Source organism: Chloroflexota bacterium (genome assembly GCA_020850535.1).
Lineage (GTDB): Bacteria > Chloroflexota > UBA6077 > UBA6077 > JACCZL01 > JADZEM01.
Genome location: JADZEM010000131.1, coordinates 1 through 15,196, shown reverse-complemented (window position 1 = coordinate 15,196; position 15,196 = coordinate 1). Strand labels below are relative to the sequence as shown.

At 68.9% G+C, this 15,196-nt stretch carries 11 protein-coding genes and 1 riboswitch; of the genes, 3 read left to right on the top strand and 8 right to left on the bottom strand.

The genetic code is table 11. From position 1 onward, the window contains the following. Nucleotides 1-36 precede the first annotated feature (36 nt). Entirely contained in the window at nucleotides 37-2,271 is a 2,235-nt protein-coding gene (locus IT306_19130; protein ID MCC7370543.1) for an EAL domain-containing protein, read from the bottom strand. A gap of 234 nt (nucleotides 2,272-2,505) precedes the next feature. Here IT306_19130 and IT306_19125 point away from each other — a divergent pair, with 234 nt between their 5' ends. After that, nucleotides 2,506-2,739, top strand: coding sequence for a hypothetical protein (locus tag IT306_19125; GenBank protein MCC7370542.1), 234 nt, complete (start codon nucleotides 2,506-2,508; stop codon nucleotides 2,737-2,739). After that, nucleotides 2,730-3,119 carry a PAS domain-containing protein gene (locus IT306_19120; protein ID MCC7370541.1) on the top strand — a complete coding sequence of 130 codons (390 nt, stop codon included), beginning with the start codon at nucleotides 2,730-2,732 and terminating at the stop codon, nucleotides 3,117-3,119. The genes IT306_19125 and IT306_19120 overlap by 10 nt, the downstream gene beginning before the upstream one ends. Before the next feature lie 423 nt (nucleotides 3,120-3,542). On the opposite strand, the gene IT306_19115 is transcribed toward IT306_19120, so the two are convergent. The 3 genes from IT306_19115 to IT306_19105 all read right to left on the bottom strand — a co-directional run bounded on the left by IT306_19115 (nucleotide 3,543) and on the right by IT306_19105 (nucleotide 9,732). Then, a complete protein-coding gene (locus IT306_19115; protein ID MCC7370540.1) occupies nucleotides 3,543-5,876 on the bottom strand; it encodes a xanthine dehydrogenase family protein in 2,334 nt (777 codons plus the stop codon). Continuing rightward, complete coding sequence (locus tag IT306_19110) at nucleotides 5,873-7,315, bottom strand: amidase (protein ID MCC7370539.1); 1,443 nt, start codon at nucleotides 7,313-7,315, stop codon at nucleotides 5,873-5,875. The genes IT306_19115 and IT306_19110 overlap by 4 nt, the downstream gene beginning before the upstream one ends. Before the next feature lie 104 nt (nucleotides 7,316-7,419). Next, on the bottom strand, nucleotides 7,420-9,732 hold the full coding sequence (locus tag IT306_19105; GenBank protein MCC7370538.1) for an NADP-dependent malic enzyme: 2,313 nt from the start codon (nucleotides 9,730-9,732) through the stop codon (nucleotides 7,420-7,422). A gap of 508 nt (nucleotides 9,733-10,240) precedes the next feature. On the opposite strand from IT306_19105, the gene IT306_19100 reads away from it, so the two are divergent. Continuing rightward, on the top strand, nucleotides 10,241-11,524 hold the full coding sequence (locus IT306_19100; protein ID MCC7370537.1) for an HlyC/CorC family transporter: 1,284 nt from the start codon (nucleotides 10,241-10,243) through the stop codon (nucleotides 11,522-11,524). A gap of 64 nt (nucleotides 11,525-11,588) precedes the next feature. Here the strand turns inward: IT306_19100 and IT306_19095 are convergent, their stop codons facing one another. From IT306_19095 to IT306_19080, 4 genes are all read right to left on the bottom strand, one after another. Continuing rightward, nucleotides 11,589-12,704, bottom strand: a complete 1,116-nt coding sequence (locus tag IT306_19095; protein MCC7370536.1) for a ThiF family adenylyltransferase — start codon at nucleotides 12,702-12,704, stop codon at nucleotides 11,589-11,591. Between the two features lie 20 nt (nucleotides 12,705-12,724). Continuing rightward, a complete protein-coding gene (locus IT306_19090) occupies nucleotides 12,725-13,003 on the bottom strand; it encodes a MoaD family protein (GenBank protein MCC7370535.1) in 279 nt (92 codons plus the stop codon). Nucleotides 13,004-13,058: 55 nt separating this feature from the next. Beyond that, entirely contained in the window at nucleotides 13,059-13,301 is a 243-nt protein-coding gene (locus tag IT306_19085; GenBank protein ID MCC7370534.1) for an NIL domain-containing protein, read from the bottom strand. A 144-nt stretch (nucleotides 13,302-13,445) separates the two neighbouring features. Further along, nucleotides 13,446-14,696, bottom strand: a complete 1,251-nt coding sequence (locus tag IT306_19080; GenBank protein MCC7370533.1) for a threonine synthase — start codon at nucleotides 14,694-14,696, stop codon at nucleotides 13,446-13,448. A 144-nt stretch (nucleotides 14,697-14,840) separates the two neighbouring features. Further along, nucleotides 14,841-15,000: riboswitch (SAM riboswitch) on the bottom strand. Nucleotides 15,001-15,196 lie beyond the last annotated feature (196 nt).

The following is a 15,196-nucleotide window of genomic DNA, read 5'->3' as shown; positions in this document are numbered from 1 at the left end:
GCGCCGGTTGTGGCGCGCGGCGGGCTCGCGCGGGGGCTAGCGGTCGCGCGGGATGCCGTTCGTCAGCAGGCTGTCGATGGCTTCGCTGCTCAGCGGCCGGGCGAACAGGTAGCCCTGGCCGTGGTCGCAGCTCAGCCCCTGAAGCGAGCGGAGCTGATCGACCGTCTCGATGCCTTCGGCGGTCACGTCCATGCCCAGGGCGTGCGCGAGCGACGCCGCCGCCTGCACGATGCTGGGGTTGCGGGCGTCCTCGCTGAGGCCCATCACGAACGAGCGGTCGATCTTGAGCGTGTCCACCGGGAACCGCTGGATGTAGCTGAGCGACGAGTAGCCCGTGCCGAAGTCGTCGATGGCGAGCTTCACGCCCAGGCCGCGCAGCGCGAGCAACTGAGCCTGCGTGGCGTCGACGTCCTCCATCAGGATGCTCTCGGTGATCTCCAGCCGCAGCAGCTCCGGCGCGAAGTCGGCACGCTCCAGGGCCGCGCGCACCTGTTCCACCAGGTCTGGCTGCTGGAACTGCCGCGCCGAGAGGTTGACGGCCATCGTGAAGTCAGCGTGATCGGCGTACTTTCGTCGCCAGATCGTCGCCTGCCGGCAGGCCTCCTCCAGCACCCATTTGCCGATGGGGAGGATCAGCCCGGTCTCCTCGGCCATCGGGATGAAGTCGGACGGGGACACCAGTCCATGCTTCGGATGCTCCCAGCGCACCAGGGCTTCCGCGCCGACGATCTTCTCGGTGCCGAGGTCGAGCACCGGCTGGTAGTACAGCCGCAGCTCGCGCCGTTCGAGCGCCCGCCGAAGATCGGCCTCCAGGCTCAGCCGCTCGACCGAGAACGCCGGCATCGTCTCCTCAAAGACGACGCAGCGGCCCTTGCCGCCGAGCTTCGCGCGGTGCAATGCCACGTCGGCATCCCGAATCAGCGCCCCCGCCTCCGAGTGCGGGCCGGCCACGGCGATGCCGATGCTGGTCCCGACGTAGGCTTCGTGGCCGTCAAGGACGAACGGCTCCTGGATGTCCGCCAGGAGCTTCTCGGCTACGAGCACCGCGTCGGCAGAGTGGCGCACGCCGGTCAGCATCACGGCGAATTCGTCGCCGCCGAACCGCGCGACGACGTCATCCTGGCGGATGCAGGCGGCCACCCGTTGCGCCACTCCGATCAGCAATTCGTCGCCCGCGCCGTGCCCGAGGCTGTCGTTGATGTTCTTGAAGCGGTCCAGGTCGAGGAACAGCACGGCCATGCCGTCTGACGCCCGCTGATTCTCTTGCAGGTGATGTTCGAGCCGCTCCATGAACAGGTTTCGGTTCGGGAGCGCGGTCAGCGGGTCGTGGTACGCCTGCCGTAGCATCTCCTCTTCGAAGGCGCGTGACTCGGTCACGTCCTTGAAGAGCAGCAGGGCGGCGTCTGCGTTGACCGCGTCCGGCATCGGCGTGCAGACGTACTCGACGGGGACGGCACGGCCGGTCCTCCGCCAGAAGACCGCGTCGGCCTCGCGGTGACCATTGCCGGACCGGATCGCTGCCAGAATCGGGCAGTCGGCCTCCGACAGCGGTTCGCCGTGTGATCCCGAGTGATGGAACAGCGCGTGGTGGTCCCGGCCGATCAGGTCTGCAGGCTGGTAGCCGAGCGTCCGCGCCGCCATGGTGCTGACGAACGTGATGACGCCCTGCCGATCCAGCCCGACGATGCCCTCGCCGGCCGAGCGCAGCACGAGGTCGTGCCGGCGTTTGATGGACTCCTGATCCAGCAGCGCCGCGACAACGAGGGCCGCTTCCGCCAGCGTCGCGCGGTCCTCGCGGGCGATCGCCCGGGGGCGCGAATCGACCGCGCCGAGGACGCCATGCGCTGTTCCGTCCGCCAGCAGGATCGGAACGGTCAGGCCGGCGGCCACGCCAGGAAGGGCGAGCAGCCAGGCATCGGTGGCGGCTCCACGACCGCTGCCCGGATCGCCGGCGCCGCGACTGCCGCTGCCTGGACTGCCAGCGGCAGCGGGGCGACACACGAGCGCCTGCCCCACGATAAGTGTCGGCCCGCCGGGTTGCCGATGGACGGCGGCCACCCGCCGACAGGCGCCGTCAGCATTGTCGCGCGCCACGAACGCTGTCCCCATGCCGACGGCCGTACACGCCAGGATCAGAGCATGTTCCAGCAGCGCCTGCTCGCTCTGGGACTCGTGGCGCGCGGACGACACCACGTTCGCCTGCCCGGCTACCGGTGGTGGCAGCCGATGTGGAGCGAGCGGCGCGGCGGCAGGGCTCACCTCAAGGGTCACGATTCCATCCGATCCCGTGGCGCGTGGTCAGTGCACTGTTTGGAGTATCGACGGGAACCACGCACTGCTACAGTGCTCGTGAGCTGTTAACGTTGTGGCAGGCCTGTACGGCCTGCGTCAGGCCGCACGGCGTCCCCTCGTCAACGCCTGCGACGTTAGACACAGCCGAAGCCGGAACGTGACTGCGTGCGGTCCGTTCCGGCGCGGCAGTCGAGAACCAGCAAGGAGGCACGCATGGGCGCGCCTGTGTCCGACGACGCTCAGCACCGCGACGATCTTGTAGAGAGCATGAGCGCCCAGTTGGCGGACCTGTACGCTGACCGCGAGCGCCTGACGAATGCGACGGGCGTCGCAACCGTCGATGACGTGCTGGCGCTCATCGCAAGCATGCAGCAGCAGCTTGAGTCACTCTATGCCGAGCGCGATGACACGCTCGTGGCAGGTTCGGAGGGATCCGCGTGGGCGTAGATTTCGGAGGCTCGACGTTTGTCTCGCCGCAGACGCTCAGCCAGCTTGGGTCGCTGACGCGCGAGGGGGCCGACGCGCTCGGCCATGGCGCGATCAAGCTCGACGACGATGGCGTGATCCTGCTCTACAACCGCTACGAGTCGCACCTTTCGGGGATCGATCCGTCTGTTGCCGAGGGCAAGAGGTTCTTCACGCAACTGGCGCCGTGCACCAACAACCGGCTGTTCTACGGCAAGTTTCAGGAGGGGATCGAGGACGACGAGCTGGACATCGAGTTCAACTACACCTTCACCTACCGGATGCGGCCGACCCTGGTGCGCGTCATGCTGCGGCGCGATCCCGGCTCGTCAACGACCTGGGTCTTCGTCAAGCGGCGGTAAGCCGCGGCGGTGGCCTGCGGGCAGAGGCTGCGGCAGGAGATGCTGGCAGCGCCCGGGGCTGCTCCACCAGGAGCGCGACATCCGCGCCCATGCTGCCCGGCGGCAAGAGATGCTGGCGGCGCCTGGGGCTGCTCCTGCCCCGGGTGCGCCTACTGCTCTGCGGAGATGTTGGCGTTGACGGCCGGCACGTCCGTCAAGCCGTGCTGCTTCAGCTCGATATCGGGAGGGCGCCGCCCGGCTCGACGGTGGCGCCCACGAGGCGAACCACGTCACCCTTTTAGATGATCTGCGAGCCGACGGGGTGCATCTCGTGCTGGTCCGACATGAGGACTCTCCTGCACAGATGGTAGGGGCGCGGGAGCCACGTGGGCGCGAGCGTTGTGCCTGAGCTGCCGTAGGTGACCTGCTGTGCGTGCACGTCGGTCAGACGCCGGCGTCGCGCAGGATGCGCCAGATCTTCTCGTGATGCAGCGGCGGATCGAGATGCCGGACGCCGAGCGGCGCCAGGGCGTCGATGGCGGCGTTGACGATGGCCGGCGGCGTCCCGATGATGCCGGCCTCGCCCATCCCCTTCGCGCCGAGCGGGTTGAGCGGACTGGGCGTCACGATGTGATCGGTGACGGGGCGGACCACCTGTCCGGCCGTCGGCAGGGCGTAGTCCAACAGCGTGGCCGTCAGCAGCTGCCCGTCCGCATCGTAGACGACCCGCTCCTGGAGTGCCTCGCCGATCCCCTGGGCCATCGCGCCGTGGATCTGGCCCTCGGCCAGCAGCGGGTTGATCACGACGCCCGAGTCGTCTACGGCGATCAACTGTTCCAGGCGGATCTGGCCGGTGTCGCGGTCCACCGACACGACTGCCAGGTAGGCTCCGGCGGCAATCGCCTCGCCGTCCGTCCCGAAGAAGGCGTGCGCCTCCAGGCCGGGCTCTTCTGGGACCGGCCGCCCGATGGCCGGGTAGGCGGCCTTCGAGAGCCGCGGCCAGCCGACCCGCCGCTCGGGCGCGCCTCGTACGAACGCCACGTCGTCGGCAAACTCGACATCGTCAGGGGCGGACTCCAGGAGCCGCGCCGCCAGGACGGTCGCTCGCTCGCGGACGCGGAGGGCCGCCTGTCGCACCGCGCTGCCGCCGACCGCCGTGCTGCGGCTGCCGAATGAGCCCATCGCAGCCTGCGTCAGCGAGGTATCGCCGAACCGAAGCTGCAGCCGCTCGACCGACACCCCGAGCGTATCCGCCACGATCTGCGCCAGGACGGTATCGACGCCCTGGCCCATCGGGATCGCGCCGCTGATCACGGTAATCGTGCCATCCGCCTCGACGCGCACCGCGCCGCTCTCCCAGCCAGCCGACGTGTTCTCGATGAACGTGGCGAGGCCGATCCCGACCAGCTCGCCGGCCGCCCGCCGCTGCGCCTGCTCCCGGCGCAGCCGCGCGTAGTCGGCCACCTGCACCAGCTTCTCCAGCATCTGCGGGTAGTCGCCGCTGTCGTAGGCTGCGCCGTTCGGGGTGCGGTGCGGGAAGTCAGTCGACCGCAGGAAGTTGCGGCGGCGGATCTCGACCGGGTCGATGTCCGTCTCGCGGGCGACGGCGTCGATCAGCCGCTCCACGATGTAGGCCGCTTCCGGACGGCCGGCCCCCCGGTAGGCTCCGGTCGGGACCGTATTGGTGAAGACCGTGGTGGCAAGGGCGGCATGTGCCGGAATGCGATACGCGCCGGTCGCGAACTGGGTCACCCGCAGGGCCTGCCGGCTGCTCCGGCCCAGCAGGAACGCGCCGAGGTTGGTCGTCGTGTTGGTGCGGATCGCCAGGATGCGGCCGTCCGCGTCAACGGCCGCCTCAGCCTCGTCGATCTGGTCGCGGGCGTGCTGGGTCGAGAGGAAGTCTTCGCGTCGCGTCGAGATCCACTTGACGGGCTTGCCCAGCAGCCGCGCCAGCCCGGCGACGGCCACATCCTCGCGGTAGGTCGAGCCCTTCGCCCCGAAGCCGCCGCCCAGGTCTGGCACGATCACGCGGACCCGGTGCTGCGGCAACCCGAACGCCATCGCAAGATCGTCGCGGAGCTGATGCGGCGTCTGGCAGGAGTTCCAGACCGTCAGCTCTCCGAGGCCGGGATCCCAGCGGGCCAGGATGCCGCGTGGCTCAAGCGGGGTGGCGCTGATGCGGTGGTGCACCACCCGCACGCCGACCGTGTGTGTTGCCGCGGCGAACGCCGCCTCGACGTCGCCGCCGGCGACCGCCAGCCGGTAGCAGACGTTGTCGCCGAGGTCGGGGTGGAGGACCGGTGCGTCAGCCGCCTGCGCCGCGCCGGCAGTCGTGACGGCTGCCAGCGGCTCGTACTCGATCTCGAGGAGGGCGGCGGCATCCTCGGCCTGCGCCCGTGTGGCAGCCACCACGGCGGCGATCGGCTCGCCGACGTAGCGCGCCACATTGCCGCTCAGGGCACGGTAGTCCGGCAGCTTCAGGTCGGGCGTGAAGCGGTTGACGGGGATCGCCGCCTGCTGCCCAAGCTCCGCGCCGACGACGACCGCATGGACGCCGGCCGCGCGTTCGGCCGCCGCCCGATCCACCGACACGATCCGCGCATGTGGGTACGGGCTTCGGACGAACGCCGCGTGGAGGCAGTCGCCGGCCGGCAGGTCGTCGATGTACCGCCCCTGGCCCAGCGTAAACCGGCGCTGCCCGATCCCTGGGCGCGGCCGGCCGACCTCCCGGCCGGCCGGAAGGTGGTCCGTGGCGTGGGCTTGCTGACTGGCGCTCACAGGGATGGGCGGCGGTCGGCCCAGGGGCGGACCGCTTCGAAGGCGGCAGCGGCCCGCAGCACCGCGCCGTCGGCGTACCGCTTGCCGATGATCTGGAGTCCGACCGGCAGCCCATTCTGGGTGAAGCCGCAGGGGACGGTGACGGCTGGCTGGCCCGTGAAGTTGAACGGGTAGGCCAGCGTCCAGGCGAGATGCACGACATCCTGCCCGTTGACCTGGGTCGGGCCGACGATGCCACACTCGAAGGGCGGCACCGCGATGGTCGGCGTCACCAGCACGTCGAAGTTGAGGAACGCCCGGTACATCTTGTCCCAGTAGGCCGTGCGGGCGGCCATCGTCTGGCCGATGGTGACTGCCGTCAGCTTCGCGCCGTCCTTGGCGATGGCGACGAGGCCGGGGTCCATCACGGCGTGCTGCTCTGGCGGGCGGGAGGCGTGCCCGGCCGCCTGCGCGAACGGGTAGAGCACGGCCAGCATCGGCTCGGGATCTGGCAGGCCGAGGTCTGGCTCCAGCAGCGCCGCTCCGGCCTCCGCGAACGCCCGCCAGCCCGCCTCCGCGATGGCCCGCACCTCGGGATCGAGCGGGATGTGCCCGAGATCGGGGCTCCACGCGACCTTCCAGCCAGTCACGCCGCCCTCGACGGACTGGATGTACCGCTCGTGCGTCCTGGGCAGCGAGAAGCGGTCTCGGTCGTCGGGGCCAGACATCACGTCGAGGAACAGTGCCGCGTCGCGAACGGTGCGGGTCATCGGCCCGGCGTGCGCCGACAGCTCGCCGGCCCCCGAGGACGGGAAGAATGGCACCCGCCCGAATGACGGCTTGTGCCCGACGATCCCGCAGAAGCTGGCCGGGATGCGGATCGAGCCTGCGCCGTCCGTTCCGAGCGCCAGCGGGGCCAATCCCGACGCGACTGCCGCGCCAGCGCCGCCGCTGGAGCCGCCGGCTGTCTTGCCAGTGTCCCAGGGGTTGCGGGTCTCCCCCCAGAGCGGGTTGTCGGTCGATCCGCGCCAGGCGAACTCGGGGGTGTTGGTCCGCCCGACGATGATGGCGCCCGACGCGATGATCCGCTCGCCAATCGGGGAGGTCTCAGCGGCGACGTTGTCCTGCAGGAGCTTTGAGCCGTAGGTGGACGGCTTCCCGGCGATGGCGAGGTTGTCTTTGACGGAGACCGGCACGCCGTGCAGCGGCCCGAGATCGTCGCCGCGCATGACGGCGGCTTCGGCCGCCCGCGCCAACTGCCGGGCCTCGTCGGCGTGGACGAAGACGAACGCGTTGAGCGTCGGGTTCAACGCATCAATGCGGGCCAGGACGGCATCAACTGCCTCGACAGGTGACACCGCGCGCTCGCGGATCCTCGCCGCCAGCTCGACGGCCGGCATGAAGCAGAGGTCGTCTCTTGGGGCCGTGGGTGATCGAATGTCATCTGTTGACGCAGTCATGAGCGCGCATGGTAGCAGCGCGCCCTGACCGCTTCAACTCGAAATGCGCCGTGACCGAGATGCCTGGACGTAGGCTCCGTCCTGAGAAGGCCGTCCCCTGGTCGTCAGCCGGTGACGGCCGCGCGCACCTCCGACGACGGCCCCGATCCGTCGCGGATCTGGGCGTCCATGACGGCCATCGCCGCCATCCGCACGATCTTCGCGACCTCGTCGCCGGCCTGGAGGACGTGGACCGACTTGCCCATACCCAGCAGCACCGGCCCGACCACCTCGGCCCCGCCGATCCGCTCCAGCAGCTTGTAGCTGATGTTGGCGGCTTCGAGGCTCGGGCAGACCAGGATGTTCGCCTCCGAGACCCGGCTGAACGGGTAACGCTGCTGGACGATCTCCGAGACGACGGCGGTGTCGGCCTGCATCTCGCCATCGACGGCCAGATCCGGCCGCCGCTCCCGCACGATCTCGGCCGCCCGCCGCATCTTGGCGGCCTGCGGGTGGCTGACGCTGCCGAAGTTCGAGAAGGAGAGCATGGCGATGCGCGGCTCGGTGTCCAGCTCGCCGGCCAGCTCGGCCACCAGGATCGCCGCCTCGGCCAGATCCTCAGCAGACGGGTCGATATTCACCGTCGCGTCGGTCAGGAAGTACGGGCGGGCCTTCAGGCTGCTGCCCGGGATCTCCTGCGCCAGCAGGATGTAGGCGCCGCAGGCCCGCCTGACGCCCGGCCGCACCCCGACCACCTCCAGCGCCGGCCGGATCACCGAGCCATAGTCGTAGGTCAGGCCCGAGACGAAGGCGTCGGCGTCGCCACGCTCCACCATCATCAGCCCGAAGTAGTTCGGGGTGATCATGCGGGCCTGCGCTCGCTGGAGGGTCATGCCCTTGCGGGCGCGCTTGCCCGAGAACTGCTCGGCGTAGGCGTCCACGAGCTTCGACTGCGTCGGGTCGATGACCTTCGGCACGTAGTTCAGGCCGAGGCTGGCCGCCCGCGCCTTGACCACCTCCGGCCGCCCGAGCACAATCGGGTCGGCGATCCCCTGCTCGACCAGCTGGGCCGCCGCCCGCAGGATCTTCGGCTCCTCGCCCTCCGGGAAGACGACGCGCTTGGGCGCGCTCTTGGCCCGCTCCATCAGGCGATTCATCACCTGGAAGCCGCGGCCGAACCGCCCTTCGAGGCTCTTGCGGTACTCGTCGATGTCGAGCTGGACGCGGGCAACGCCGGTGTCCATCGCGGCCTGTGCCACCGCCGGGGCCATTCGGGCCAGCGCGCGCGGATCGAACTGCTTCGGCACGATGTAGAGCGGTCCGAAGCTCAGCGACTCCAGCCCGTAGGCGCTCAGCACCACGTCCGGCACGTCCTCGCGGGCCAGCTGGGCCAGCGCCCGCGACGCTGCCAGCTTCATCGCCTGGTTGATCTGGCGCGCCCGCACGTCCAGCGCCCCCCGGAAGATGTACGGGAAGCCCATCGAGTTGTTGACCTGGTTGGGGTAGTCCGAGCGGCCCGTCCCGACGATGGCGTCAGGCCGCGCCTCGACGGCCAGCTCGTACCTGATCTCGGGGTTCGGGTTGGAGAGCAACATCAGCAGCGGCCGGTCCGCCATGACGCTGAGCATCTCCGTCGAGACGCTGTCCGCCACCGAGACGCCGACGAAGACATCGGCGTTCCGCATCGCGTCGAACTGCGAGCGCGCCTCGGTCTCGACGGCGTAGCGCTCCTTCCACTCGTTCATGCCGCTGGTGCGGCCCTTGTAGATGGCGCCTTGCGAGTCGCAGAGGATCAGGTTCTCGGGCTTGATGCCGAGGTCGACGTACAGCTCGGCGCTGGCGATGCCGGCCGCGCCTGCGCCGCTGATGACGACCTTCAGCGCGTCCATCTTCTTGCCGGTCAGCTCCAGGTAGTTCAGGAGCGCCGCGCCGGTGATGATGGCCGTGCCGTGCTGATCGTCGTGGAAGACGGGGATGTCCAGCATCTCCCGCAGGCGCGCCTCGACCTCGAAGCAGGCCGGCGCGCCGATGTCCTCCAGGTTGATGCCGCCGAACGTCGGGGCGAGCGCCTTGCAGACGGCGATGATCTCGTCCACCGTCGGCGCGTCGATCTCCAGGTCGAACACGTCGATGTCGGCGAACCGCTTGAAGAGGAGCGCCTTCCCTTCCATGACCGGCTTGGCGGCCAGCGGTCCGCGATTCCCCAGACCGAGGATGGCCGTGCCGTTGGTGATGACCGCGACGAGGTTGCCGCGCGTCGTGTAGTCGAACGCGGTCAGCGGGTCGCGGGCGATCTCCAGCACGGCGTCGGCGACGCCCGGCGTGTACGCCAGCGAAAGATCCCGCTGCGTGAGGGTCGGCTTGGTCGGGACAACCTGGATCTTCCCCGGTCGGCCCGAGCGGTGATATTCAAGTGCGGCATCATCACGTTCGGTCACGTCGAGCGCTCCTAGCAGACAGCAACATGTACGGCCACTGGAGCGGCACTCTACACCAGCGCCCACCCGACCTTCCACCAGCGAAGTCAAACGTTTCTGCGCGGGCGCGCCTAAGACGGTTAGCCGATCCAGTCTCGGGCGCCGAATAGCCTGTGGGTGGCGGCACGGCGGAAACAGCGCCGTCGCTCTCGCACGTGGGTGGCGCGGACCGTGAGAGTACCGTCACGGAGCGCCGATCTGGCCGTCACTCGGCCCCGCGACTTGCCCGATTCTTGCAGGGAATCGGCACGACGCCGACGGTCGCTTCGCGGCGTCATCGTTACGCGAGTGGTTCGTTCGGGCGGTCAACAACTGTGGTACGCTGTTCCGAGTCGAGGCTTCACGGGTCGATGCCGCCGCGTCGTCCGTGGGAGGACGACCGGCCCGCGCGGAGGGTGCTACGAGCGTCGCAGACGTTGCTATACGCCTGGCGGGCGTCGGGATACTCGTCTTCCTGAACGCCTTCTTCGTGGCTGCCGAGTTCGCGCTGGTCAGCCTGCGTCGCAGCCGAATCGAGCAGATGGTTGATGAGCGGCACCGCTTTGGACGGATGCTGCTGCGGGCCAAGGACGATCCCAACCGGTTCATCTCGGCGGCTCAGCTCGGCATCACGATGGCCTCGCTGGGGCTCGGCTGGATCGGCGAGTCGACGGTCGCCGCGCTGATCGAGCCGCTCTTTCACGGCCTGCCCGAGCAGTATCTCGGGTCCGCCGTCCACACGATCTCGTTCGCCATCTCGTTTACCCTGATCACGATGCTCCACATCGTGCTGGGCGAGCAGGTGCCGAAGATGGTCTCGTTGCAGCACGCCGAGCGCACGGCCATCGTGACCGTCGGCCCGACGGAGGCGTTCTACCGCGTCTTCCGCCCGTTCATCGCGGCGTTCACGGGGCTCACCAACCTCGCGCTGGCCGTCATGCGGATCGAGCCGGCCAACGAGCACGAGGGCGCGGTCACGGCCGAAGAGCTGGAGCTGATGGTTCAGACGAGCCATCGGGCGGGCGCGTTGGAGGACACCGAGCGCGACCTCCTGAGCAACGTGTTCGACTTCGCGGATCTCTCGGTGTATCAGGTGATGATCCAGCGGCGCGACATGGTCGGCGTGTCCGTCGAGAGCACCCTGGACGATCTGCTGGAGCTGGCCGAAGGCAGCCCCCACTCACGCTTCCCCGTCTACGAGGAGTCGCTCGACAACGTCATCGGCGTCATCCACATCAAGGACTTGCTGCGTGCGGCCCGCCGCGACCACGCGGACTTCGACCTGCGCGGGACGATGCGCCAGCCGCTGTTCGTGCCCGAGACGATGCCGGCCGGCCGGCTGCTGTCCGAATTCCGCCGGGCGCACACGACGCTGGCCGTGGTGATCGACGAGTACGGCGGGACGGCCGGGCTGGTGACCATCGACGACGTGGTAGAAGAGATCGTCGGGGATGTGCCGGACGAGTTCCACGCCCAGACGCCGAGCGTCGAGCCGCAGCCGGACGGCACGTCCATCGTCGCCCCCACCCTCCGCCTGGACGAGCTTGACGAGCACTTCGACATCGAGGTAGACGAGGATGGCGAGGTGGACACGGTCGGTGGCCTGGTGGTGGAGAAGCTCGGGCGGCTGGCCCAGACCGGCGACGTTGTCGAGCTGGAGCACTATCGGCTGGCCGTCGAGGAGGTCGAAGGGGTGCGGATCACCCGTCTGCGGCTGATCCCGCTGCAGCCGGCCTCGACCGCCGAGCGCGCGGAAGAGGGTCAAGGATCGTAGATCGTGGGCGGTGGGGTTACGTTTTCACGACCCACGACCCACGACCCACGACCCACGACCCAGGCTACGTCCCGACGAGCCGCGCGTAGAGGCTCCGGGCCACCGCGATCTCGGACGTGCCCTTGACGATGGCCCGGCCGTCGCGGAAGACCGTCAGCTCGTGCGGCGGCATCACGAGGCGCAGTGCGTGCGGGCTGTACTTCACCTCGCCGAGCGGTGACAGCCGGGCGGCCAGCCCCTTCAGGTCGAGCGCCACGGGCGTCGGCGGTCGCACCTGGACGGCGTCCCGGCCACACATGGTGGCGGCGCGCTTCCAGGCCGGCGTCTCCAGAAAGGTGAACTGCCGTTGCTGGCAGGTTGGGCAGTCCGCCACGGGCGCGGTGACCGGCGTCCGCTCGAACAGGTTGTACCAGCAGTCCACCCAGGTCAGGCCCCGGTTCAGGCGGTCGTGTGCGCCGATCAGCAGCTTGATCGCCTCGATGGAGGCCATGTTCGCCACGATGCCGGTCATCGCGCCGAGGACGCCAGTCGTGTCACAGGTGTCCACCGAGCCGACGTCCGGCTGATCGGGGAAGACGCAGCGCAGGCAGGGCGTCTCGCCAGGGATGATCGGCATCAGCGCGCCGTAGCTGGCGACCGCCGCGGCGTAGACCCACGGCTTGCCCAGCTTCACGCAGATGTCGTTGATGACGTAGCGCGTTTCGAGGTTGTCGGTGCCGTCGAGCACCAGATCGACGTCCCGTACGATCTCCTCGGCGTTGTCCGCGCCGAAATCCGCGACGACGGCCTCGTAGACGACCTCCGAGTTGGCGCGCTGCAATTGCTCGATGGCGGCCGTTGCCTTCGGGGAGGCGTCCAGGGCGTCTCGCTCGTCGAAGAGAACCTGCCGCTGGAGGTTGGTCAGCTCGACGTAATCGCGGTCGACGATGCGGAGGAAGCCGACGCCGGCCCGGGCCAGCACGTTGGCGAGCACCGTGCCGAGCGCGCCGCAGCCGATCAGCGCGACGCGGCTCTGGCGCAGCCGCTGCTGCCCGTCCTCGCCGACCCCGGCGAAGACGGACTGCCGGGCGTACCGTTCGAGGCCCCCCGCCGCCCCTGACGGAGCTCCGGCCGAATCGGGCGACGGGGGAACAGCGGACGCAGCGTCCGACGATTCGGTGGTGGTGAGCGGGGGATTCACAGCCACTCGCACTCCTGGCCCTAGCAGCCGCCGGCCACCGCCGGGATGATCGACACTTCGTCGCCGGCCTTCAGGGCCGTGTTCAGCCCCTGGAGGAACCGCACGTCCTCGCCGTTGACGTACAGGTTGACGAACCGGCGCAGTGCGCCAGCGTCGTCGCGCAGGCGCTGGCGGATCGCCGGGAACTTCGACTCCAGCTCGACCAGCGCCCCATCGACGTTGCTTGCGCCGACGGAGATCTCGGACTCGCCGGCCGTGACGGACCGCAGGGGGGCGGGGATTCGGACACGCACGCTCATCGCAGACTCGCTCCTCAGTGCTGACGGCACGGGCGCCGCTTGTGGGCGGGCGGCCCTACGAGCTTGCAGGCTCGCCGTCGCTCTCTTCAATGTGCACGCCCTGGCCCTTGGCCCAGTCCAGTGCGCGCCCAATCTCGTCGTCGCTGCCGCTGATCTCCAGGATGATCCAGCCTCGGTCGCCGCTGACGTTGGCGCGGCGGATGTTGGTGACCACCTGGAACTGCTTGCCCATCGTGTACACCAGCGGGGAGTTCATCAGGTCTGGTGGAAACGTGAGCTTCATCCGCTGACGTGCCATGGCGGGGCCTCCTTCTCGTCGTCGAGCGCGCTGGCCGGAGCGTACTCCGGCCGCGCGGATGGTCGCCAGCGGGCCACCTCGTCGTGCCCGCCGACTGTGCGTCTCAAGAGGGCGTCGCGCCCACGTCGATCCTCATCACAAGGGTCACGCGAGGGTTGGGACCGGCTCGGCCAGGGAGAGGGCCTCCTCGACCGCGGCGATGTTCGCCCGCGTGTAGACGGGCGTATCAAGCTGTCCGGACAATGCCTCCATCGTCTTGAGGCCGTTGCCGGTCACATAGACCACGATCAGCTCGTCCGGATCGAGCTTGCCCTGGTCGGCCAGCTTCTTGAGGACGGCCACGGTCACCCCGCCAGCCGTCTCCGCGAAAATGCCTTCGGTGCGGGCCAGCAGCTTCATGCCCTCGACGATCTGCTCGTCGGTGACGGAGGTCGCCTCGCCGCCGGACTCCTTGATGATCTTCAGGCTGTAGTAGCCGTCGGCCGGGTTGCCGATCGCCAGCGACTTCGCGATGGTCTTCGGCTTGACCGGCTCGATCTCGAACGTCGCACCATCCCAGGCCGTCACGACCGGCGAGCAGCCGTCAGCCTGCGCCCCGACCATCTTCGGGGCTGTCCCCTCGACCAGCCCGAGCCTCGTCAGCTCGCCGAAGCCCTTCCAGACCTTGGTGAACAGCGAGCCGCTGGCGATCGGCACGATGGCCCGGTCGGGCAGCCGCCAGCCAAGCTGCTCTGCGACCTCGTAGGCGAGGGTCTTGCTGCCCTCGGAGTAGTAGGGCCGCATGTTGATGTTGACGAACGCCCAGTGGTACTTGTCGGCGATCTCCGAGCAGACGCGGTTGACGTCGTCATAGTTGCCGTCGATGGCCACCAGGGTCGGGGAGTAGGCCAGCGCGCCGGAGATCTTGCTCGGCTCCAGGTCGGCGGGGATAAACACGACGCCCCGCATGCCAGCCTTGGCGGCGTGGGCGGCCACTGAGCCGGCCAGGTTGCCCGTCGAGGCGCAGGCGAGCGTGTTGAAGCCCAGCTCCAGCGCCTTGCTGGAGGCCATCGAGACCGGGCGATCCTTGAAGGAGAAGGTCGGGTTGACGGTGTCGTTCTTGACGTAGACGTTGTTCAGCCCGAGCGCCCTGCCGAGGTTGTGAGCGCGGACGAGCGGCGTGTACCCGGCCTGGGAGTCCACGTAGGTGTCGCTCTCGATGGGCAGCAGCGGCTTGTAGCGCCACAGGGAGGCCGGGCCGTCAGCAATGCTCTGCTTCGAGATGCGATTGCCGATCTCGTCGTAGTCGTACGCGACCTCGAGCGGGCCGAAGCACAACTCGCAGACGTGGATTGCCTGCGCGGGGTACAGCTCACCGCACTCACGACACTGAAGTCCCTTGACAGTTCCACCCAACGCAGACCACCTTCCTCAGCCCTGAAAACAGAAGGGCCGTCGCACTCGTCGTCCAACAGGTGGACGGGTTCGACGGCCAATCAGCTTTTCCGAGCCGATCCCCAGACTGGGATAAGGGGATCGTCGCGATCTGCTACCAATCTCCCCTTATCTTCCAGATTGCTCTGGCGGAATTGGCACCTTCCCTCTCGACGCGCTGTGGGCGCTCCCGGCGCACTGACAACTGCTGCGTCAGCGGCGCCTTCACGAGAGGGTGGTTGCCGGGCTTCACAGGGCCGTCTCCCTCCACCTCTCTTGATAAGGGCCAGTATTCAGTTGTGGATGATGCAGGTCTGTTGTGATTATCGGTATCGCGCGAAAATGTAACAGTGGGCAGGCGCCAGCGTCAAGCATAGGCAGCGAGGGGCAGGGGGATCGCATGTTGATGTCGTCGTGCCGCCGCGTCGGGGCTTGAAAGCCCCGCCAACGATCCTGCAGTCGCTGCGCGACGCGCCGGTCTT